The sequence below is a fragment of the Calyptranema fuscum S582 genome (assembly GCF_055793305.1).
On sequence record NZ_JBSLYH010000001.1, the window covers coordinates 306,257 to 327,221 of the forward strand.

The following is a 20,965-nucleotide window of genomic DNA, read 5'->3' on the forward strand; positions in this document are numbered from 1 at the left end:
CATGGTGCGACTGGATAGATCTGAGCAAAGTACGTCCGATCAATCGGCAACCGAGACATTGGGCAATGGTAAGGGTTCTCAAGACCTTGCTTTGAGCGATCGCCTTAGCCAACTGCCCGATGGAGAACGCTACCTCTATCAGCTGTTTAGTCTGATTGAAGCGGGGGATCTGACGGTGACCAATCCAGCGGGCAAGGTCTTTCACTTTGGCAATGTCGGTTCTGCTTCACCCTTGCATTTGATCATTCACAACCCGAATACCTACGACCGAATTCTGGCGTTTGGCACTCTGGGGTTCTGTGAAGCGTATATGGAAGGGTGGTGGGACGAAGCCAATAACAACCTGATAGAGCTGATTGGCTTGTTTTATCGTAGTAATGTCTACGCCAAAGCTCGCGACAAGATTACGCTTGCCCTTGCGCTCAAAGTTATCAGTCAACGACTGCGAACCGTTCCCCTGCTGATTCAAAATAGCCGTAAGAATGTACAACATCACTACGACTTGGGCAACGATTTTTATCAGCACTTTCTCGACCCGACGATGACCTATTCGTGTGGGTATCGTCTGAACGAGTCAGATTCGTTAGAGCAAATGCAACTGCAAAAGTATGAGTTGATTTGCCAAAAACTGGCGTTACAGCCTGGCGAAACGCTGATTGATATCGGCTGTGGTTGGGGCGGCATGTTGATCTATGCTGCCGAACGGTATGGCGTCTGCGGTACCGGAATTACGCTGAGTGTCGAGCAAGCCAAGCTCGCACAAGAGCGCATTGAACAGCGTGGGTTGAGCGATCGCATTAAAATCATCATTGCTGATTACCGCGAGGTTACAGGGCAATATGACAAATTTGTCAGCATCGGTATGTTTGAACATGTTGGCAAAGGAAACTTTGCGACCTTCATGCAAAAAGCCGCCGAGCTTTTAACCCCCACTGGCATCGGGCTATTGCATACGATCGCCACTCAGAGCAAAGAGCGCAATGGAGCCTGGGTCGATAAATATATTTTTCCCGGCGGGTATGCCCCTCAGCTGCATGAATTAACCCAAGAGCTGTGGGCAGCCAAATTACCCGTTGCCCATTGTGAAAATCTCAAACCCCACTATGCTGAAACGCTAAAACGGTGGGCAGAAAACTTCACCCGCGATCGCAGTGCGATCGCTGCCCTCGACCCTACCTATGACGAGCGTTTTCTGCGGATGTGGTACCTTTACCTGCAATCATTTGAAGCATCCTTTCGCTATGGGGGGTTACATGTCTATCAACTGTTGTTTTACAAGGGTAAACAATGGCGATTGGATGTTCCGCTCCATTTCACGATTAATCCCCAGTAAATTGAGCTTCACACGTCAATAAGCCCCGATTTGGTTTATGAGAGCCGCGCAAAGCGCGGCTCTCATAATAAGCATGAATAGGCATGGCTAAATCCTGGCATGAATTTGCCTCGCAGCTATGACTTTTAAGGGAGCTGGATATCTCAAAGCTCTCTATCAATCTTCAGGAAGGTGGGCAATGCCCACCTTTTTTTCATATTTCTCACAATAACTTAGGAGTGAAAATTAAATAACATCGGTGATTTGTTGTACGGGCGAACGGCCGTTCGCCCCTCCCAACGATTCAATAGTTGATCTGATTTAATTCACGATCCTTACCCATTTTGTGTGGCACCAGGCTAAAATAAAAATACAATATGCCACACAAATCTATGCTTACTCTGTCCGCACTTCAGCAGCAAAAGCAAGCTTTAATAGAACGCATTACGGAGATTGAAGCGCTCCTGGCAAGCATTGAAGGCATCAAGTATCGAGGTTGCTGGATTGATTCAGGGACGAATAGCAAAGGAACAATCTACTACAGAAAGCGGTGGTTTGATGTTGTCAAGGGTAGACGTGTGAAACGAGCCAAGGTATTGAGCAGACGGGAACTGGCTTCGGCTCAACGGGCGATCGCACTTTGGGCAGAACTAGAACCCTTACAATCGAGACTCAAGCACACCGAGGAACACATCCTGGAGATTCAAGCGCGGATTGCTGCCTTACTGGGCTAACGAGGCAAAAGATTCAATCTATTTGCCCTGCAATGGGCAAGGACGAAGGGGGCATTCACCCGGTCGTAATTCAATCGTAGTTTCAAATTTTTGAATCCCGTAGGACTGATTGAGGGTGGCTAGTACCTGCACCAATTGCTTATGAATTTGACGCGCATCCTTCCCACCACAGTGTTCTAAAATGGCATCTTCCAGTTTTTCATCCCCTTTCCAAACCGTCACGGCGATCGCATGGAGCGGTGCGTCTTTCGGCTTGTCTTTGTAATAGTAAACATAGGCAGCATAGGCAGCTTCACCCAACATCAAGGTGGGGTTACTTTGTCGTCGTTTAGTGTTGCTATCTTTGCGATATCGATAGTGCGATCGCCGTCGATGGCAAATTTTAGGATTCCAACAGCCGTCACCCTGCTCTCCGTGTAAGGCGATCGCCTGTTCCGCAGAAAGAGTAGCACAGTGTAAGCACTTAGGATTAATATGCCTTGCCACAGTTTATAGCGCGTCGCGCCAGATTAGATTATGGGTGTTGTGCGAGAGCCGCGCAGAGCGCGGCTCTCGCACAACACCGTGTACGTCACGCACCTATCAGTTTAGACTCATCTCTCTAAATTACCCTAAAACTACTTCAAACGATGCTTCAAAGTGCTGATGGTGTCTGCCCTACGGACGAAACCCATTACAGCGCTTGGCGCTTGAATATGTTTAGATTTTTTGTTGTGTGCCGCGCTCCGCGCGGCACACAACAAAAAATCTGTGGCTTAATCAATTGAAAATGGCTGTAACTTCCCAACTAGACGGTCATAAATTCTCTCAACAAATTCACGTATACTTTGATCATCTTTTCCTCAAAGCCCTCCACGTTCTATGCGTCGCCTCCGCCAAACGGTTTTGCTTGCAAGTATTTTGACGGGCACTAGCCTCGTCCCCTTACCCAGTGCCATCCTCTGTCCCGACGTCGCATTGGCGTCTGAAGCAGGTGATTTTGGACAGGCCGGTCGAGATGGTCGAGATGGTCGAAATGGTAGACCCGGACAAGCGGGATCCAATCAGACTATTTTTGCGAATGGCACCGACTTTATTTTAAACCTATCGGGAGGAGACGGAACGGATGGCGAAGATGGTGGGAACGGGCAAAATGCGGCGTGTGGCACCCAACCCCGCAATGTCAATCGCAATTTACAAGCGCCTGGTGGCGGTGATGCGGGCAATGGCGGTGACGGTGGCAATGGTGGCAATGGCGGCAATCTAACCGTCTATTACACCGACCCAACCCAGCTGAGTCGGATAACAGTGAGTGCGTCAGGTGGTGCAGGTGGACGAGCCGGTCAAACGGGTTACAGCGGCTATGGTTGTAATTGTTCACCCCGACAATGGCAATATCGGACGTGTTTTGGCACACCCGCAACTCCTGGTTATCATTGCACCAATCAGACGTTTTCGTGTACCAATGGTCGCAATGGGCAGCCCGGAAGCAGAGGCAGGGCAGGGCAGGCAGGACAACTTGGCATTTTGACACTCATTCCTCAGGCAGAGCCGTTGCCTGCCGAAATCCCCAGTCAAAGCCTCCGGCTATCTGACCTGAATACTCGCCGTGTAGAGCTATCTAAACATCTTTGGCAGTCTCGCACTGGGGCGCGATCGCTCTTGGCACAAGGTTCTATTATTGCCGATCACTATCGAGAGTTTGCCGGACGGGTTGAAGGACAGTTTCAATTGCTCTGGCAAAGTCAGCGATCGCCCAACGATTTTGCCGATGAAACCGTTGCCCTTGAGATTGATTCAGATCAACAGATTCAAATCACATTTCCAGACTCAATTTGGGTCGAAGGCACCACCGACTATGAAAATGGATTGACCCGCTTTAATCTGGCTCATATCCTCCGCCAAACTGAAGTGACTCAGTTAGCTGTCGCCGACTTCACCGGAACCGGCTCTGACTTAAATCTAGCCATCGTCGATCTGGGCGGACACGGCGACGTATTGACCACCACATTCCGCATTCGTTTGCGAACAGGCAATCGCCGCAGTGGCGATCGCAATCCTCGATATAGAACCCAGTATGAAGGCGATATTCCTTCAGAACTGGTGAATCGGAATTTCAATCGCTTTAGTTTAGCGCTAGGACAACTGCCGATCGCAACCCAATATCTCACGTCCGGCACACCGATTGAAATTGAAGTAGTGGCTGTCCGATCGTTAGGCGATCGCTCGACAGAACAACGTATGGACTGGCGGGGCGAGATTCGTTAACGATATGCAACAAGTTTATAACCAAACCCCAGTCCCACCGAGATTTTTGTTAGGATGTAAATGGGATCGCAGAGAGCCATTCAATAGAACCAACGGGTAACGCTTCTGACCATTGAAAGAAGCAAAACCAAACCAGGATCTCAGGAAGAATCAGCTATTGATCGGTTAAGTTACACGCTGTGAGCCTTGTCCACTTCAATCTAGTAAAGGAGACGCGATTGACCAATTTAATCGCCTCCACCAGTCGGATGAATCTGTCGAGGAGTGACATCCAACCCGTAGGAGGAATCAATCAAACGAATTGACGAACGGAGTCTGCGAGAGACAAAGTTCGTCAATTTGTTTTTGGTTTGGTTTTGGCATGATCGCACGCTCAAATTCATCGCAAGATTCAGTCCCGTCACACTTAGTGATCCGTTGTGAAAGCACCCGCCCGAAGGGCGGGTGCTTTCACAACGGATTTAGAATTACTATATGTAGCAGCCGAAGGGCTGGTTAGGACAGGGGTTCCACCCCTGCACCCCGTCCTGATTGACCATTCAATGACTATGGAATAACAAGTTGACAGATTCCCTACCTATAGATAGGATGGATTCATGAGACCAACCGACACCAAAACCCTGATCTTAGATGTGGCTCAAGATCTAATTCAACGCCTTGGCGTCAACGGAATGAGCTATCAAGACATCAGCGATCGGGTGGGCATTCGCAAAGCCAGTGTTCATACCCACTTCCCTAAAAAGGATGATCTGGTAGCGGCACTGCTGGATCGATATAGCGATCGCTTTTTGCGAATTGTGGATAGCATCTTAGCCTCTGATGACTCACCAGAAATCAAGCTAAGACGCTATTGTGGGCTGTTTGAATCAACGCTCAGTAGTGGCAGTCAAGATAAAGTCTGTCTATATGCCATGGTAGGTGCAGAATTTACCACCCTGACCCATCCCTCTGTAGAGCGTGTTTCCAGTTTCTATCACGCCAATCAAGAACGACTGATGGTCATCCTCAATCAGGGGCGTCAGGATGGTAGTTTTCGGTTTGCCGGAGATGTACAGGCAATGGCAATTTTGATTTTTGGATTACTGGAAGGGAGTATGTTAATTGCCAGGGTTCAGGGTGGGGCTGCGCAGTTTCACCAGGTTGTTGAGCAATTAATGCCATTGGTTAAAGGATAATTTTTTGTGCTCAAAACATCCAATTAGTAGGAAGTAGTAAGGATTTACCTCATGATTAAGCTCTATGGTCACGAAATGTCGGGGAATAGCTACAAAGTCAGGCTGCTGTTAGAACTATTGAAGCTAGACTATGAATGGGTCAAAGTAGATGTGATGAAGGGTGAACACAAGTCGCCCGATTACCTTGCCCTCAATCCCTTTGGACAAATTCCTGTATTGGTCGATGAAGACATCACCCTTGCCGATGCTCAAGCTATTTTGGTTTACTTAGCACGAACCTACGGGGATGAAACCTGGCTGCCATCAGAGGCATTGCCATTGGCACAGGTCATCCGCTGGCTGTCAACGACTGCTGGAGAAGTGCGTCAAGGGCCTGAAAGTGCACGGCTTTATCATTTGTTTGGCGTAACTACTATCAATATCGAACGGGCGCAGCAAAAAGCTGACTACATTCTTACCCAACTCAATCAACATCTCAGCACCCGAACCTGGCTAGAGTTTGAGCGTCCGACGATCGCAGATATTGCCGTTTTCCCATACGTTGCCTTGTCTGCCGATGGCAAAATTGATCTCGCTCCCTATACCCATGTATTGGCGTGGATCGATCGTGTTAAACAGCTTCCGGGTTACCTGCCAATGGCAGGTCTGTAGAGATTCGAGCATTGTTTAATATAGCGGTGTGCAAGTTCGTTAAGTACAGAAACGGTGTTGTGGGGCGCTCCGCGCCCCACAACACCGTAATGAATCAACCTGCACAGCGCTATAACGAGATGAATTTGCAGTGAATCCAAAGGATTCACTGCAAATTTATCCCCAAAATCAGCAACGCTAAGATTCGATTGTGTTTCATATAGGTGTTTCACATAGAAGGGTAATGTTGGCAGAACGCTTACGGAGTCAGCTTTTCCCAAAAATTACCCCCGTTGCTCAGCGTACAACGAACGAAGGAAAGAACGATGGTTAACCCAGGCTGGTCATATACCGAATCGCCTTTTCATGCCGGTGAATTAGCAATTCAAACTCGCCTTGGAGCGCAAGCTCGGATCGATAAGCAAGGGCGACGAGTTATCCGAAATTATTTGCCCGAACAACATCGCCAATTCTTTGCTCAACTGTCCTATGTGTTGGTCGGCACGGTCGATTCAGCAGGTCATCCCTGGGCATCTATTTTGGTAGGACAGCCGGGCTTTCTTTCCTCACCAGACGATCGCACGCTCAGTATAGCTGCCCAACCCTTATTTGGGGATCCCTTAGCCACCACCCTAGCCGCAGGCATTGACATTGGTTTACTGGGAATTGAACTCCATAGCCGTCGCCGCAATCGCTTGAATGGCAAAGTTTTGGCAACCCATCCCCATCGGTTTGATATGCAAGTGGGGCAAAGCTTTGGCAACTGCCCGCAATATATTCAGGCACGTATGTTTGACCTCGGGGAGTACAATCCGACTGATCCCAAACCTGTTGAGGCGATCGCCACCTTCGGGACACCCGAACGCGCTATGATTTCGGCAGCGGATACCTTCTTTATTGCAACAGCCTATCAATCGGAATCAGCCGGACTGGCAAGCGGTGTCGATGTATCTCATCGGGGTGGAAAACCAGGATTTGTCCGGATCGATGACGCCCAGACGCTGACTATCCCAGACTTTTCTGGAAATTTTCACTTCAATACTTTCGGGAACTTAGCCCTCAATCCCCATGCAGGGCTACTATTTATCGATTTTGAGCACGGTAATTTACTGTATCTCACGGGGACTGCTGAAGTTATTTGGCATGGGGATGAAATCAGTACCTATGCAGGAGCAGAGCGCTTACTCCGCTTTCACATGAGCCATGGCTATCGAGTCGAGGGCAGCTTACCCCTACATTGGTCAGCGCCAGACTTTTCTCCTTTTTTAGATACGATGGGTTCCTGGTGAGAAAAATAGCGCTGTTTTATTGAATGAAGCTGCGTGTGAAATCAAAGATTTTACACGCAGCTTCATTCAACCAACCTTCATAAGCAATGATGATTATAAATTGACCGATGAGGCAAAAAACATCACGATGAAACTTCACGCAGATTTCAGTCAACGAGTCGTAGTGTCCAGCGACGATCTCCCCTGGGTCGCATCGCCGATGCCGGGAGTAGAACGACGAATGTTGGAACGAGATGGCGACGAAGTTGCACGCGCTACATCGATCGTGCGGTACGCTCCAGGCAGCTATTTTTCAGCCCATACCCACGGCGGTGGCGAAGAATTTTTTGTTTTAGACGGCATCTTTTCCGATGAACAGGGCGACTACCCTGCCGGAACTTATATTCGTAATCCAGTTGGGTCAACGCATACCCCGTTTAGTCAACAGGGCTGCACAATTTTAGTCAAACTCTGGCAAATGCATCCGGACGATCAGCAACGGGTGGTAATACATACAGCCCAAACAACCTGGATGCCGGGGTTAGTGGCAGGGTTACAGGTGATGCCATTGCATGCTTATGGCACGGAAAACGTAGCGTTAGTGAAGTGGGCAACCGGCACGCAGTTTCAACCCCATCGCCATTTCGGAGGAGAAGAAATTTTTGTTTTAGAAGGTGTTTTTGAAGACGAATTGGGTAGTTATCCACAAGGAACCTGGTTACGTAATCCAGATGGTAGCCGTCACACGCCCTTTAGTCGAGAAGGGTGCCTGATTTACGTTAAAGTTGGGCATTTAACAGCGAGTTTAAAAACGTGAGCTTGCATCTGGGTAGGACTTTGGAGCGTTCCTCATGGTGTGGGTGCGGCACTTCGTGCCGCACCCACACCAATTTTTACCACAAGATTACGCCATGCAGACGTTGACCGATGCCATTTAAGCTTCAGCTAACAGGATAATGACGTCGTCAGATTCAAACGTGATCATCTGGTCTTTAGGGGGATTCATGACCACTCCATAAGACCGTGCCATATTATTGGCATCGACCTGGCGACGATAGCCGATCGCAGATTCGCCCCGCTGTCTGGCAGCTTCTACTACCGTATAAAAATTAACAGGTCGATCCACGGCAACGTAGCTCTCTGCCGATTTTAGATAGATTTCTGAGCCATCAGGATCAAATAAATCTGTCAAAACCGCATTGATACTTTTTTCTTCAGCCACTTGAGCCAGCATCAAACTGATGATTTGCTCACTGATGACAAAATCATCTGGGCGAGCGACCTGAGCCAGAGCTTGATTGCGCACATCCAAAATTTCGGTGACGATTTGACAGTCGTGTTGATGGCGATCGCAAATATCCCGCAAGTGAAGTAATGTCACTAAGGTTTGGGCATCGGCTTGCTCGGCGTCCAGGCTGGGATTGCATAAGACAACCGCATGATCATATTGCGGCAAATTGAGGCTGTCTAACACGTCCCGATCGGTTGGTTCCCCTTGTTGATAGCGTACCGTTTGCCGCTGGAGATACAGGGTTTCGGCTGATACATCGACGTCTGCGGCTGGAAACTCGGCGACAACCATGACGGTAGAGCCAGGGGCAACATATTGATCGAGCAGTTGAATAATGCTACAAACGCGATCGTTCCAACCCAAAATCAACGTATGTTCTGCTTCAGGTAAGACAGGGTCTGCTACGCGAATGGCTTGACGGTCAATCGGTAAGTCAGCGTGCTGAACCAGGTGGATGGTATCGTCATCTTGACTAATAAAAATGAGGTGTTCACCCGCTTGCAGGAGAGTATCGGTAGGAGGATTAAGTTGGATGGTGCCGTTGGCGTATTGAATACCGATGACGGTCGAGTTCTGATACGACAGGAGTGCCTGACCATAAGATTGCCCAGTCAGTGCCGGTTCTTCTTTGAAGTAAATTTCATCTCCGCTGAAATTGAGCAAATCCATATAAACAATCGACAATCCCGATTGCCGACAGGTTTGCACTACAATTCGCGAGATCAAGTCGTTCGTCAACAACGGTTCTACATTGTTCTGTCCGACCAGTTTAATCACATCCAGGGTTTTAGAGGTTTGAACCTGAGCAACGATGTGATAAGGCTGCGGCAGCGATCGCGGAATGTTGGTAATCGCTAATAACGTCTTAACTAACTGCGTATCGGCTCGGTCTTGGGGAGGATTAAGCAGGATAATCGAGCGGGATGCTTGAATATTGACAATTCCCAGATCTGCCATATTACTGGGGCTACCCGTCCGGCAGACTAACCGCATCCGAGGAAGCTTTCCCAAGACATCATACAGCGCCATCTCCATCTCCACTTTATCCGTTTCGCTGAGGATGACAATGCAGGTATCGGCTCGATTGGCATTAGCCAGGGCTAACTCAGAAATCAGGGTAAACACCTGTAGCGACCAGCCTAAAATGACGATGTGATCCGTCTCGATCACTCGCGATCGCCCTTTGCGTAAGTCTTCTAGCTTGGCATCAATGCCACTGCTGAGCAAACCGATCAACGTACTGACGACAAAGATGCCACCAAAGGTGACAAACAGCATCGTCAGACGAAACACCCAGCCTGTATCGCCACCAACGGTACCAGAGTCAAGGGTGCGCATCAGCACGCCCCATAAGGCTTCGGGCAAACTGAGGCGATCGCTGTCGGGGGGTGCCACGCCGGATAGACTGACCAACACTCCCATGAGTACGATAAACGCCAACGAGACTAACGCCAATCCACTGACCAGGGCAACCGTACCTCTGGACATGAAATTGTCAAACTTGTAGCGCAACTGGTCGGCAAGGGTGCTGGGACGCATTCTGCTGCGAACTTTTGTAAGGCTGTTCATCGATTTTTGCATGAGGAGATCAGGAAACAATGAGTCGTTGGGTAGTCTAGGATACTAGAGGTATAGGGTAGTATTCCCTCTTCCGCAAAGACTCTATGCAATCTGCCCTCAACAGCTTAAAAATGATCCGCCAAAATGCTTATAGCAATTGAGTAGAGGTTAGAACAGTGAGGGTGTGGGGGCTGCGCCCCCAGTCAGGGGTTCCATCCCTGCACCCTGTCCTCATTAACCCTTCAATGGCTATAGCGATCCCCAATGGGTTGTGAGGGGCGCACCCCTCCGGGATGCGCCCCTCATAACCCGCTTATCTGCCAACCCCTTTAGGACTGCTGTATCGCTTTAAGATCTGAAACTCTCATGCTGTTTCCATTTCCCTTTGAATCGAGTCTGGATCGAGTCATCGCAACGATTGACTACACACCAGAAGAATGGGAACGGTTTTTAAAAGAATTGTGTGGCGAAGAAAACTATCAGGTTTGGTTACAGCAACAGGGCGTCACCCCTGAAGAATTTGAGACTTGGGTGAGACGAGAGTTGGCAATTCGTAAGTTTCAAAACCGGCAGTGGGGACGAAAGGTGATGTCTTACTTTCTCGATCGCAAACACCAACTCGATCGCGTTGTTTGTTCGCTGATTTATGTCAAAGATAAAGGCTTGGCGCAAGAACTTTATTTTCGGATTGTGGAGGCAGAATCAACGTTTGCCGATCTGGCTCGTACCTATTCTCAAGGGGCTGAAGCGAGTCAGGGGGGTAAAGTGGGACCGATTGAGTTAGGGCAACTTCATCCCCGATTAGCCCGGTTGTTTTATGGGGCGCGCCCAGGACAATTATGGCAACCGTTGATTGTCGATCAATGGTTGGTGATTGCTCGTCTAGACGAAAGTATCCCGGTGCAGTTTGATGACGTTATGCGGCAGTCATTACTCAATGAATTGTTGGAAAGTTGGCTTAGCGATCGCCAAGATGAATCGCCAAAATGAACAAAAGTAGTCGCCATAGCAGTGCGCAAGTTCGTTCAGTCCAGAAACGGTATTGTGGGTCGCGGAGCGCCCCACAATACCGGACTGAATCAACCTTCACAGCGCTACATTATGTGAGCAAAGCCCATCCCATAACGATGCTTTACTTTTTCAGGATGACCGGGCAATTTTCAAGATGACTGACAGCCATTCTCAATTGGTTAAGCCACAGATTTTTTGTTGTGTGCCGCGCTCCGCGCGGCACACAACAAAAAATCTAAACATATTCAAGCGCGAAGCGCTGTAACGTGAATCCGTAAGAGACAGATGTGTCAGCAAGCCCTGCGGGTTCACTGACACATCTATCTATAGGACAGATGATCCGTCCGATCAACCTAATCGTTCCGGGCTGTATTATTCCGTAATTCGCGACCACTTCTTTGAGCCGTACGAGGGTACACTTTTCCGAAGTCTTTCAGTGCTTCCGCCGAATCTTCGGTAATGTCCTGGACTCTCTCACCCAGCGAAGCTTTTTCATCTGCTTCACGATTCCATTCTCCCGTAGTTTTAGGGCGTTGAGAATCGCTTTGATGAACCACCCGATCGGCGCGATCGCCTATTGCAGGCGTACTACGCCCTGCATCGACATGAGTGGTTAGCAGCAAAGCACCGGCAAAAACAACCGCTAAAAATCGCTTGACTTGCAAGCGAGAGAAGAGGGAAATCACTCCAGAAATCAAATTAGTCATGTCAATCTCCATCTAAGTCAACAGCGCTGATTGGTGTAAATCTCACCTGGTTTTTTCAGGTTGCCTTCAGGCACACCCTTCAGGGGAAGGCTGAGATTACACCCAGCTAAGGTAGCTATTTTGAGCACAGGACAAGGCTAACGATTATGGCAAGACCCCTTCCTCTAGCAAAAGTTGTATTTCAAGATACATCAATCTCTAGAGCGAGACGTTTGTCTAAATATCGATCGGATAGCAACTCAAGATTCTGATAAAAATACCGTGAATAACTTTTTTGGGAGAGTGCGGCGGAGCCGTACTCTCCCAAAAAAGTTGTGGTTTTTAATGGTGTATGGAGCCTGAAGTGGGGGTTCATTCAGCCCATGAAATTGGCTGATTGGAATGACTCAAACGCCTAAGCAAGGCACGCCGCTAAATCAGCCTCGGGTGTTGTAATAGGCTTCAGATGATAAGTATCAGACAGTAACTTCAGCACGTTAGGCGAGATGAATGCCGGTAGAGTAGGCCCCAGGCGAATGTCTTGAATTCCCAGATAAAACAGGGTCAGTAGAATCGCTACGGCTTTTTGTTCGTACCAGGACAAAATCATCGATAGCGGTAACTGATTGACATCTACTTCAAACGCATTAGCCAGGGCGATCGCTATCTGAATCGCCGAATATGCATCATTACACTGACCCACATCTAATAAGCGAGGGATACCACCAATGGTACCTAGATCCTTGTCAAAGAAACGGAACTTACCACAGGCGAGCGTGAGAACAACGCAATCATCTGGAACTTTTTCTACCAGTTCGGTATAGTAATTGCGATCGGGTTTCGCCCCATCACATCCTCCAATCAAAAAGAAATGGCGAATCTTACCCGCTTTGACGGCAGCAATCACCTGATCGGCAACTCCCAGGACAGCATTGCGGGCAAAACCTGTCGTGACCTGACGAGGGGCTTCGTCTTGAGTGAATCCTGGTAGTTCCAGAGCTTTGCGCATCACCGGGGTAAAGTCGGGCAACCCATCCACGCCATCCGGGAGATAGTTCAATCCGGGGTAGCCAACCGGACCGATGCTAAACAACTTGTCTTGATAGTTTTCGTGGGGTGGCATCAGACAATTCGTAGTGATCACGATCGCACCGGGGAATTTAGCAAAATCTCGAGTTTGGTTTTGCCATGCCGTGCCGTAGTGCCCATAGAAATGGGGATAGGTTTGTTTCAACTGCGGATACCCGTGGGCAGGCAACAATTCACCGTGGGTATAAACGGTAATACCCGTATCTGCTGTTTGTTTGAGTACTGCTTCTAGTTGGGGAATATCATGCCCTGAAACCAGAATCGCTTTGCCTGCTTTGGGGTTGAGGGGTACTGGCGTCGGCACTGGATGACCATAGGTACCTGTGTGTCCAGCGTCGAGTAGTTCCATCGTCCGCAGATTAATTTCCCCAAGTTTTAGCGCCAAATTGACCCAATCTCCTAGCGATAGATCTTGCCGATCCAATGCCGCTAACGCTTCGTAGCAAAATTGATAAACGCGATCATCTTCCTGTCCTAATTCTTGCGCATGAAATGCGTAGGAGGCAACGCCTTTAACTCCATACAACACCGTTAGTTTGAGCGAGAAAATGTCAACATCGGATCCCGACTGGCTGATAAATTGGAGTGCAATATCTTGCCCTTGAGTCGCCAAACTATCGCCAAAATCAGGTATGTAGCAGGAGATCGCTGACCAGATTTGGGGAACTCCTGTCACCTGTTGAATTTGGGTCTTCAGTTGGTCTCGATACGCGATCGCCTGACCAATATAATCGGTAAATCGTTTTTGATCGAAGTTCACATTTGTCATTGTGGCAAAGATAGCTTCACAGGTATAGCGATCTACCTCACGGGTCGAAATCCCCAGAGAGTGAGCCTGTAATGCGACCGGGGCAAGCCCCCGCAGAAGATAGATTAATAAATCTTGTACCGCATTCACCTCCGGACTTTTGCCACAGGCTCCCCATTGATGGCAACCTTGTCCGCTGGCGGTTTGTTCGCATTGTTCGCAAAACATTGTGCAATCCCCTTGGTAAGAATCTGGGTTTATAACAAATCCGGTGAATTGGTTGCGCTCAATAGGTTTAAGACAGCTCATTCAAGCGGATATATGATTACTGTACGAGCAGGGATTTTCTAATGCCTTGACTTAAGTCAAAAAAAGGGAGAATATCCAACCCTTCAACAAAAGTTAGGACGAGTTTTAAAACTCGCTAAGAGGGTTGTTTTTTCGTGCGCTTCGCGCACGAAAAAACAACTTTTATAGATCTACGCCATCTAGTTAAAATCGTGGATTTAATAAAACCCAATTCTTTTTGAGCGAGCGACGGCTCCACCGTCGCTCGCTCAAAAAGAATTACAGGTTATTTACAGCCATTTTCAATGGATTAAGCCACAGATTTTTTGTTGTGTGCCGCGCGGAGCGCAGCACACAACAAAAAATCTAAACATATTCAAGTGCGAAGCGCTGTAATTTGTGATCCTTAGGACATCAGAGGAGGTGGGAACGGTGCCCCTACGCAGGGGTTTCACCCCTGCACCCCGTCCTAACCCTGATGCGTACCGCTTAAAACAGACCCTAAGAGATTTTGCTACTCTTTAGAGAAGAACTATCAACCATATTCCTATGACTCCTGAAGAGAATAGTCCGAAGCGTCGTACTTTAACCGAGTTGTCTCAGCAGTTTCTTGGGGGCATTGTCTTTGGTGTATTGCTTGCATTGATTCCCCTAGCCTATCTCTCGATCTCAACGCTGGAAATGAACCTACTGTATGTCGAACTCATAGCAGCACTGGTTTTAACCTGTGGAATATTAGCAGCTCTTTTAGGAAAAAAGTTTTTGCAACCTTTGATTGCTTTCCTCGAATCAATTCCCCCAATTGGGTAGTGCTTTATCACGTATTTTCTTGACGGGTGATGTGCCGCGCAAAGCGCGGCATATCACCCGTTTTAACCGTCAATTTTTAATTGACAGACCAGTAGTGTGTTTCTTGAATAACCTCAAGGCTGTCCATCGTTTTCAGATCCTCAAGCGCTGACGATCTTAATGTATCCCGTGTGATGAACTGGGGTCACACATTAGCAATCGTTGCTTCCGCTCTAACGTTATACTATTCCCAAAAATTGCTATAGTTGTGCCCAAGGCTGATCGATACGTGCGATCGCCATCTATTGTTATGAATTTTTCTTCTCAACCCGTGCCCTCTTTGCTCTCAGAGTTTCTTAGCCAGACCATGATCTTTCAAGGCTTACCTGATGAACAATTGGCAGAGTTAGCCAAGCTGGCGATCGCCCAGTCCTATGACAAAGGTGAGATCATCTTTCACCAGGGAGATGAAGGGACTGGATTTTTTGTCGTCAAAGCAGGGCGGGTCAAAGTGTTTAAGCTATCAGCTGATGGCAAAGAACAGATTTTACATATTTTTAGCGAAGCCGATCATTTTGCTGAAGTTCCAGCCCTTGATGGCGAATGCTTTCCGGCATCAGCCGCAGCTATTGAAACGTCAGACGTCTTATTTTTTCCTCGGCAAGCTTTTTTGCACCTGCTAGAACAACAGCCATCCCTTGCCATCAACCTCCTCAAAAGCTTTGCCCGCCATTTACGGCAATTTTCTCAGCTCGTTGATAATCTGGCATTGCGAGAAGTACCAGCCCGACTTGCCACTTATTTACTCAGTCTGAATCAGAGCGGTGATGTTGCAGATATGGTTGAGCTTGATTTACCTAAGGGACAACTTGCTGCCCGGTTAGGGACAATTCCCGAAACCCTATCGCGGGTATTTGCTAAGCTCAGTCGTGAGGGGTTGATTGAGATGGATGGCTTCAAGGTTAAATTGCTTGATCGCGATCGCTTGCATCAGTTAACCGTGGGCAAAGGCAACCTCTCACGTTGACGAGAATTCACGCTCAAGCTTACGTTTGGTTTCTTCTGGACTCAAGGCATAATTCGTAGAATACACACCCACATCTAGCAACGGATCGTAACCCAGTTGTTGAGTAATGCGTTCTCGTGCCAACGCCCGATACTCCCAAAAATGCTCCCCTGCGGCACATAACCCTAGATACATATTGAGCAATTGGGGTTTGTTCAACAAAATCATCCAGAGCTGACGCCAAAATTGCCCCCGAATTTCGGGTCGGCGGACACCCTGATACCAAATCAGTTGAGCAAACAGGCGAACTCCTTTATTCAGCGGAAACTGCATGGTTTGCTTCCGGCTTTCGGGCGATCGGATTTTGAGACATTGCTGCAAACACCGTCTGAGATAATTTTGGGGGTCATACAGCGTCCAAAACCCGCTAACATATTCTCTGGCAATCTCTGCAATAGGGCGGGTCGGTACAAAATTCATCAAGGTATTTTGGTCACCCGTGGGATGGCTATTGCGTTCAATCAGCCGCTGTTCTTTTTTCAATCGATCCCAAAGCGCCGTATTAGGCAGCGCTTGCAAAATGCCTAACATGGGCTGAGGAATACTGGTTTGGTCAATAAAAGTTTGAATGCGATCGCCTGCCCCTGCCCGTTCTCCATCAAACCCAAGAATAAAGCCAGCATAGATTAGCATCCCTGCTTCATTAATTTTGTGACAGGCTTCTACCAATGGATTGCGGGTATTTTGTTGCTTGCGGGTAACTTGCAAACTATCTTGATCAGGCGTTTCGATCCCTAGAAAGACGGCATAAAAACCTGCTTCATTCATCAGCTGAAGCAATTCATCATCCTCTGCCAAGTTAACTGAAGCTTCTGTAATAAAAGTAAAGGGATAATGATGCTGTTGCATCCAGGGAATCAGTTCCCGCAAAAACCGTTTAACATTGCGCTGATTGCCAATAAAGTTGTCATCGACAATAAACAGGGAACCGCGCCAACCCAAATCATACAGGGCCTGCAACTCAGCTAATGCTTGCTGCGGTTCTTTTGTCCGAGACTTGCGACCATACAGGGAAATAATGTCACAAAATTCGCAGTTGAACGGGCATCCACGCGAAAATTGGATTGCCATCATCAAGTATGCATCCCGCTGAAGTAGATCAAATCGGGGCAACGGACTTTGGGTGACATCAGGCTTCTCAATAGAGCGGAAGATCCCCTGAGTTTCACCGTGTTGCAAGGCTGCCAAAAACAGCGGAACAGTCATTTCTCCTTCATCTAGAATCAGAAAATCAGCTCCTACCTCCAGGGCATCCTGAGGTACCGAGGTGGGATAAGGACCTCCGACAGCAACCTTTTTACCCAATCGCACTGCCTTCTGAATCAACGCCTGGAAATCTGCTTTTTGCACCAACATAGCTGAGAGAATAACCAGGTCACACCACTCCCAGTCAGATTCAGTTTCACAGGCAACATTGCGATCGCGAAACCGAATTTCCCAGTCGGAGGGCAACAGCGCTGCAACCGTAATGATTCCTAAAGGCGGAATCGCAGCTTTCAGTCCTGCAATTTCCATAAAGCGATCGTAAGACCAGAAAGACTGGGGGAATTGAGGATAAAGCAGCAGTGCCTTCATAGATCCCTTTGGTAGTTTAGTCAATTTTTGTTTGGCATTATTGCACAACGATGCAACAATACTCATACAGAGCTTATGCAGATTTCCCGCAATTCCCACTGGGGTGCGGTGAGGCAGGCTATTAAGAACAGCATGGGCAACAATGCTGGTCTGCAATGCTGAAATCAAGGCTAATTGTGATTCAAATCATGATTCAGTCATGACTTGACCGATGTATTGATTGCAGAAACGCCGTAATCACTACTACCGTCACAATCACCAATTTTTACGACCCAGAATAGACTGTGTTTCCCTAATTTTTATCTATCCCAAGTAAGAGCTTGAAAGTACTACTGAATCATGAAGGGAATTTGGACATGAATCTTGCAAATTCCCATCCAAATTCCCATGCAAAACCAACAAGGCTGCTTGACTAACAGATCTTGGTAAGGGCAGGTTTAGCAAATTCTTGATCGGTTTACAGTCAGCGTTTCGACAAAACCTGTCCCTACGGTGGAATACGCCTTTTGGCACTTTTGTCAGTCAATCAGCCAGCAAGGTATTCAGCCTTCTAGCCGTCAATAAAATAGTAGCCTTGATCAATCGTGACTCCACTAGGCTGGCACTGCTTCACCCGAGCAACAATCCCTCTGGCGTCTTCTTGATACAAATCTTCAACATAGCCCGATCTAGAATCTTGTGCTTCTTTGCGGCTATCAAATGGTCCGAAATAATAAGTGCATAAAGGCACGGCGGTGCTGATTTCTACCCACCAGTGGAGTTGAGATGGGGGTGTCGAACGCGAAACAACCACAGATTGCCGACGTGGTTTAGACTGAACTGGAGTGGACAAACGCAGAGTCATTTTTAACTCCAAACAAGTTTTGAAGGTACTGTGTGGCTCAGTTCCACTGCGTCACACAATAATCAGTAATGACATCTACTGTACTGGGCGGGTTAAAATCTGTCATACCTCTTAGGGTCTTTCTTTTGCTTTTTTGTGCCGTCCGATGGGGTTTTTGGCTTTTTAGATTCCTTATTGCTTTTTTGCTCTTTCGACATAACAACTCTCCAATTCAGTATAGTGCTACGCACTTAGGTTAGGACGGGGTACAAGGGTAAAATCCCTGCGTGGGGCACCGCCCCACACCCCAACGTCCTAACGTGACGGTTTTAGATTTGGTAGTCCTAAAAATGTAATGTTTTTTGTGGTGCGGGCGATGCCTACATCACAAAAAACATTACATGAATACCACGACCTTAGATCTACAGCGCTTTGCGCTTGAGTAAGCCATAGTTATTTTTGTGAGAGCCGCGCGGAGCGCAGCTCTCACAAAAATAACCTGGTTTTAAGCGATTGAAAATCGCTGTAATTACGATCTCCAGGGGCCAAATTTGCGATCGCAGTTTGAACGGTGGAATTCATGCTGGAGTGAACCGCAGTTTAATCAAACAAACCATCAACGGTTTGTCGGAATGCAATCAGAGCATACTTTTCTTGAAATGGCTTCAGGTCTTCTAGCAATTGATCAGACGTCTCTGAAGGAACAAGCGTTTTGACTTCAATATTGGTATTGTAGCCAGCGATATCACCCATGCGTCTACCGTGACTTCCTGCCCCCTGAGCAGGAATAATGGTGTAGCCAGATACTCCCAGTTTTGCAAGCAATCGAATCAAATGATCTTGTAAGACCGCTTCTCCAATTATGGTGACCAGAGTACCCCGACTTAAAGAACCGGACATAATAGAAACTCCATGAGTTGATTTTAGCTTTGCAGTAGATTGAAAGTTAGGGCATTACAGAATCTAAGTGTGAATTATTTAGATACAAATTCCTGGTTTCACATTCACATTTATGGATTGATTAAGCAACCCTAAACTTTTAGCTCTAGTGTTGCAAACACGAAATTTTGCAACAAGGGGGTTTGGGGGCTGCGCCCCCAAGAGGGGGTTTTACCCCCTCCACCCCCTTTAAAGCTTTTAAGTTGGTGTACTAGGGCTATCAAACATACCGATATGGTGGCTGTATGATGTTTGATTTCGTGGATTAATTGATGAATTACGACATCAAACTGCAATCACTGATGTTGTAATATAGCCCTGTATGGGTTGATTCAGTAAGATTCTAATCAATCGCAAACAGGACTGCGTCATGGTTTCATGTCACGATTTATGGTGGCACGGGCGACGCCCATATCACCCAAAATCATTCCTATTTGCGATCGCCAAATAACCCTGAGACGCCACCATCATGTCTTTTGGGATCTTTCTTCTGCTTTTTGCTACCGTCAGAAGTAGCTTTCGACTTTTTGATTTCTTTGTTGGTTTTTCTTTCTTTAGACATATCATTTCCTCAATAGTTTTATGTTTACGGGATCTGGCATTTTTTCATGCCTCCACCCATACCTTCATTTCCGTCAGGGTTAAAGGTCCAAATTGAGTAGCTAGAGCAACATCCGCTGCATCTCGACCATAGGCGATCGCAATTCGATTGCCGCGCGGTTCTGGTTGAGTCGCATCAAACGTATACCAGCGTCCTCCTACAAACACTTCAAACCAGGCATGAAGGTCCATTGGCTCCAGCTGGTAAAGATAACCCACCACCATACGTGTTGGAATCGTCAGACTACGGCATAACGCTGTGCCTAAATGAACGAAGTCACGACATACTCCGACTCGCGTCTTTACTGTTTCAAGAGCTGAAGTAGAAGCTGTACTGGTGTCGTAGCGATACTCAATGTGAGTATAGATCCAATGACGAATCGCTTCGACTTGATCGTAAGCAGACTCAACCCCCGACACAATTTCACTGGCTAAATCGCCTACCAAGTCCGATTGGCAATAGCGACTGGGTAACAAAAATTGAAGCGTATAGTCGGGCAACTCTTGCACAGGCACAAACGCTGCCCCTGAATGGACATCAATGGTGTCGGCTGTTTCAACCGTTGCTTGAGTGTCTACTTTAAACCTACCCTGAGGAGTAATCAGCCGTTGACACAGATTGCCGTAACTATCAACATATTCAACAACAGGGACGGTAGGTTCAAAGCGATATTCTTCTTGTACAACCCACTGCCCTAGCCCACTCCGAGGTCGTAACATCAGAATTAGAGGCGAAGGGGCGATCGCATCAAATACAAGTTGGCAACCAGCACTCAACCGCATAGGCTCTCCAGCCAGACACTTTCAAACAGCGTAACATTGAAATTTCTACTTTCAATTCTTACTTTCAGACCAAGGATGCTTCCTAATCTAAATCCTCTTCTTCAGTGTCGAGCGCATAACCTTCTGGCTCCAGGATATCATCCAGTTCTTCAGGCATGATGTGATCCGGCAATTCATCACTTTCGCTGGCATGGAATCTACCACTGCTTTCAAGCCAGTTTAGCAGAGATTCTCTGGGTGGAAAAGGAGCGACTCTCATCGGTTGATTTCGGGATTCTTCACTAAGAGAAGGGTTATAGCATATCGTCATTGTTAGCAATCCTCTTTAAGATAGATATAGTTAAAAATATG

The 20,965-nt window shown here is 47.5% G+C and carries 20 protein-coding genes; 10 read left to right on the top strand and 10 right to left on the bottom strand.

Annotated elements, in window-relative coordinates; all coding sequences use genetic code 11:
* Position 1 precedes the first annotated feature (1 nt).
* Together ACR6Z4_RS01220 and ACR6Z4_RS01225 are read left to right on the top strand one after the other, a co-directional pair.
* On the top strand, positions 2 to 1,333 hold the full coding sequence (locus tag ACR6Z4_RS01220) for a class I SAM-dependent methyltransferase (RefSeq protein WP_479715375.1): 1,332 nt from the start codon (positions 2 to 4) through the stop codon (positions 1,331 to 1,333).
* A gap of 371 nt (positions 1,334 to 1,704) precedes the next feature.
* Positions 1,705 to 2,046 (top strand): hypothetical protein, encoded by a 342-nt coding sequence (locus tag ACR6Z4_RS01225; RefSeq protein WP_479715376.1) that lies wholly within the window; start codon positions 1,705 to 1,707, stop codon positions 2,044 to 2,046.
* Positions 2,047 to 2,064: 18 nt separating this feature from the next.
* Here ACR6Z4_RS01225 and ACR6Z4_RS01230 read toward each other — a convergent pair whose 3' ends face one another.
* Positions 2,065 to 2,532, bottom strand: coding sequence for a hypothetical protein (locus ACR6Z4_RS01230; protein WP_479715377.1), 468 nt, complete (start codon positions 2,530 to 2,532; stop codon positions 2,065 to 2,067).
* Between the two features lie 375 nt (positions 2,533 to 2,907).
* On the opposite strand from ACR6Z4_RS01230, the gene ACR6Z4_RS01235 reads away from it, so the two are divergent.
* The 5 genes from ACR6Z4_RS01235 to ACR6Z4_RS01255 all read left to right on the top strand — a co-directional run bounded on the left by ACR6Z4_RS01235 (position 2,908) and on the right by ACR6Z4_RS01255 (position 8,183).
* Complete coding sequence (locus ACR6Z4_RS01235; protein WP_479715378.1) at positions 2,908 to 4,293, top strand: collagen-like protein; 1,386 nt, start codon at positions 2,908 to 2,910, stop codon at positions 4,291 to 4,293.
* A 596-nt stretch (positions 4,294 to 4,889) separates the two neighbouring features.
* A complete protein-coding gene (locus ACR6Z4_RS01240; RefSeq protein ID WP_479715379.1) occupies positions 4,890 to 5,468 on the top strand; it encodes a TetR/AcrR family transcriptional regulator in 579 nt (192 codons plus the stop codon).
* Between the two features lie 51 nt (positions 5,469 to 5,519).
* On the top strand, positions 5,520 to 6,119 hold the full coding sequence (locus ACR6Z4_RS01245; RefSeq protein ID WP_479715380.1) for a glutathione S-transferase family protein: 600 nt from the start codon (positions 5,520 to 5,522) through the stop codon (positions 6,117 to 6,119).
* 305 nt (positions 6,120 to 6,424) lie between these two features.
* Positions 6,425 to 7,387: a flavin-nucleotide-binding protein gene (locus tag ACR6Z4_RS01250; protein WP_479715381.1), complete on the top strand. Its 963-nt coding sequence runs from the start codon at positions 6,425 to 6,427 to the stop codon at positions 7,385 to 7,387.
* 127 nt (positions 7,388 to 7,514) lie between these two features.
* Complete coding sequence (locus ACR6Z4_RS01255) at positions 7,515 to 8,183, top strand: cupin domain-containing protein (RefSeq protein ID WP_479715382.1); 669 nt, start codon at positions 7,515 to 7,517, stop codon at positions 8,181 to 8,183.
* 117 nt (positions 8,184 to 8,300) lie between these two features.
* On the opposite strand, the gene ACR6Z4_RS01260 is transcribed toward ACR6Z4_RS01255, so the two are convergent.
* Positions 8,301 to 10,226: a CASTOR/POLLUX-related putative ion channel gene (locus tag ACR6Z4_RS01260; RefSeq protein ID WP_479715383.1), complete on the bottom strand. Its 1,926-nt coding sequence runs from the start codon at positions 10,224 to 10,226 to the stop codon at positions 8,301 to 8,303.
* A gap of 357 nt (positions 10,227 to 10,583) precedes the next feature.
* Between ACR6Z4_RS01260 and ACR6Z4_RS01265 the strand changes: the two genes are divergently transcribed.
* Positions 10,584 to 11,207: a peptidylprolyl isomerase gene (locus ACR6Z4_RS01265; protein ID WP_479715384.1), complete on the top strand. Its 624-nt coding sequence runs from the start codon at positions 10,584 to 10,586 to the stop codon at positions 11,205 to 11,207.
* Positions 11,208 to 11,581: 374 nt separating this feature from the next.
* On the opposite strand, the gene ACR6Z4_RS01270 is transcribed toward ACR6Z4_RS01265, so the two are convergent.
* Together ACR6Z4_RS01270 and hcp are read right to left on the bottom strand one after the other, a co-directional pair.
* Positions 11,582 to 11,935, bottom strand: a complete 354-nt coding sequence (locus ACR6Z4_RS01270) for a hypothetical protein (protein WP_479715385.1) — start codon at positions 11,933 to 11,935, stop codon at positions 11,582 to 11,584.
* 394 nt (positions 11,936 to 12,329) lie between these two features.
* Positions 12,330 to 13,979, bottom strand: a complete 1,650-nt coding sequence (gene hcp / locus ACR6Z4_RS01275; RefSeq protein ID WP_479715386.1) for a hydroxylamine reductase — start codon at positions 13,977 to 13,979, stop codon at positions 12,330 to 12,332.
* A 609-nt stretch (positions 13,980 to 14,588) separates the two neighbouring features.
* Between hcp and ACR6Z4_RS01280 the strand changes: the two genes are divergently transcribed.
* Positions 14,589 to 14,849, top strand: coding sequence for a hypothetical protein (locus ACR6Z4_RS01280; protein WP_479715387.1), 261 nt, complete (start codon positions 14,589 to 14,591; stop codon positions 14,847 to 14,849).
* Between the two features lie 289 nt (positions 14,850 to 15,138).
* Positions 15,139 to 15,855 carry a Crp/Fnr family transcriptional regulator gene (locus ACR6Z4_RS01285; protein ID WP_479715388.1) on the top strand — a complete coding sequence of 239 codons (717 nt, stop codon included), beginning with the start codon at positions 15,139 to 15,141 and terminating at the stop codon, positions 15,853 to 15,855.
* On the opposite strand, the gene ACR6Z4_RS01290 is transcribed toward ACR6Z4_RS01285, so the two are convergent.
* The 6 genes from ACR6Z4_RS01290 to ACR6Z4_RS01315 form a co-directional block, all read right to left on the bottom strand.
* Entirely contained in the window at positions 15,847 to 17,469 is a 1,623-nt protein-coding gene (locus tag ACR6Z4_RS01290; RefSeq protein ID WP_479715447.1) for a B12-binding domain-containing radical SAM protein, read from the bottom strand. The two genes, ACR6Z4_RS01285 and ACR6Z4_RS01290, sit on opposite strands and share 9 nt — an antisense overlap.
* A gap of 550 nt (positions 17,470 to 18,019) precedes the next feature.
* Positions 18,020 to 18,313 (bottom strand): DUF1816 domain-containing protein, encoded by a 294-nt coding sequence (locus ACR6Z4_RS01295; protein ID WP_479715389.1) that lies wholly within the window; start codon positions 18,311 to 18,313, stop codon positions 18,020 to 18,022.
* A gap of 579 nt (positions 18,314 to 18,892) precedes the next feature.
* Complete coding sequence (locus ACR6Z4_RS01300) at positions 18,893 to 19,192, bottom strand: P-II family nitrogen regulator (RefSeq protein ID WP_479715390.1); 300 nt, start codon at positions 19,190 to 19,192, stop codon at positions 18,893 to 18,895.
* Positions 19,193 to 19,661: 469 nt separating this feature from the next.
* Positions 19,662 to 19,793, bottom strand: coding sequence for a hypothetical protein (locus tag ACR6Z4_RS01305; protein ID WP_479715391.1), 132 nt, complete (start codon positions 19,791 to 19,793; stop codon positions 19,662 to 19,664).
* Between the two features lie 44 nt (positions 19,794 to 19,837).
* The gene (locus ACR6Z4_RS01310; protein WP_479715392.1) at positions 19,838 to 20,614 is read right to left on the bottom strand and encodes a transglutaminase-like domain-containing protein; all 777 of its coding nucleotides are present in this window, start codon (positions 20,612 to 20,614) and stop codon (positions 19,838 to 19,840) included.
* Between the two features lie 82 nt (positions 20,615 to 20,696).
* Positions 20,697 to 20,924, bottom strand: coding sequence for a DUF3134 family protein (locus ACR6Z4_RS01315; protein ID WP_479715393.1), 228 nt, complete (start codon positions 20,922 to 20,924; stop codon positions 20,697 to 20,699).
* Positions 20,925 to 20,965 lie beyond the last annotated feature (41 nt).

Excerpts from the sequence above, each read along its gene's own strand:
- ACR6Z4_RS01245 (WP_479715380.1), top strand. The coding sequence starts at position 5,520 with ATGATTAAGCTCTATGGTCACGAAATGTCGGGGAATAGCTACAAAGTC.
- ACR6Z4_RS01255 (WP_479715382.1), top strand. The coding sequence starts at position 7,515 with ATGAAACTTCACGCAGATTTCAGTCAACGAGTCGTAGTGTCCAGCGAC.
- ACR6Z4_RS01220 (WP_479715375.1), top strand. The coding sequence starts at position 2 with ATGGTGCGACTGGATAGATCTGAGCAAAGTACGTCCGATCAATCGGCA.
- ACR6Z4_RS01270 (WP_479715385.1), bottom strand. The coding sequence starts at position 11,935 with ATGACTAATTTGATTTCTGGAGTGATTTCCCTCTTCTCTCGCTTGCAA.
- ACR6Z4_RS01305 (WP_479715391.1), bottom strand. The coding sequence starts at position 19,793 with ATGTCTAAAGAAAGAAAAACCAACAAAGAAATCAAAAAGTCGAAAGCT.
- ACR6Z4_RS01295 (WP_479715389.1), bottom strand. The coding sequence starts at position 18,313 with ATGACTCTGCGTTTGTCCACTCCAGTTCAGTCTAAACCACGTCGGCAA.
- hcp (WP_479715386.1), bottom strand. The coding sequence starts at position 13,979 with ATGTTTTGCGAACAATGCGAACAAACCGCCAGCGGACAAGGTTGCCAT.
- ACR6Z4_RS01315 (WP_479715393.1), bottom strand. The coding sequence starts at position 20,924 with ATGACGATATGCTATAACCCTTCTCTTAGTGAAGAATCCCGAAATCAA.
- ACR6Z4_RS01235 (WP_479715378.1), top strand. The coding sequence starts at position 2,908 with ATGCGTCGCCTCCGCCAAACGGTTTTGCTTGCAAGTATTTTGACGGGC.
- ACR6Z4_RS01290 (WP_479715447.1), bottom strand. The coding sequence starts at position 17,469 with ATGAAGGCACTGCTGCTTTATCCTCAATTCCCCCAGTCTTTCTGGTCT.
- ACR6Z4_RS01300 (WP_479715390.1), bottom strand. The coding sequence starts at position 19,192 with ATGTCCGGTTCTTTAAGTCGGGGTACTCTGGTCACCATAATTGGAGAA.
- ACR6Z4_RS01260 (WP_479715383.1), bottom strand. The coding sequence starts at position 10,226 with ATGAACAGCCTTACAAAAGTTCGCAGCAGAATGCGTCCCAGCACCCTT.
- ACR6Z4_RS01250 (WP_479715381.1), top strand. The coding sequence starts at position 6,425 with ATGGTTAACCCAGGCTGGTCATATACCGAATCGCCTTTTCATGCCGGT.
- ACR6Z4_RS01280 (WP_479715387.1), top strand. The coding sequence starts at position 14,589 with ATGACTCCTGAAGAGAATAGTCCGAAGCGTCGTACTTTAACCGAGTTG.
- ACR6Z4_RS01225 (WP_479715376.1), top strand. The coding sequence starts at position 1,705 with ATGCTTACTCTGTCCGCACTTCAGCAGCAAAAGCAAGCTTTAATAGAA.
- ACR6Z4_RS01240 (WP_479715379.1), top strand. The coding sequence starts at position 4,890 with ATGAGACCAACCGACACCAAAACCCTGATCTTAGATGTGGCTCAAGAT.
- ACR6Z4_RS01285 (WP_479715388.1), top strand. The coding sequence starts at position 15,139 with ATGAATTTTTCTTCTCAACCCGTGCCCTCTTTGCTCTCAGAGTTTCTT.
- ACR6Z4_RS01310 (WP_479715392.1), bottom strand. The coding sequence starts at position 20,614 with ATGCGGTTGAGTGCTGGTTGCCAACTTGTATTTGATGCGATCGCCCCT.
- ACR6Z4_RS01265 (WP_479715384.1), top strand. The coding sequence starts at position 10,584 with ATGCTGTTTCCATTTCCCTTTGAATCGAGTCTGGATCGAGTCATCGCA.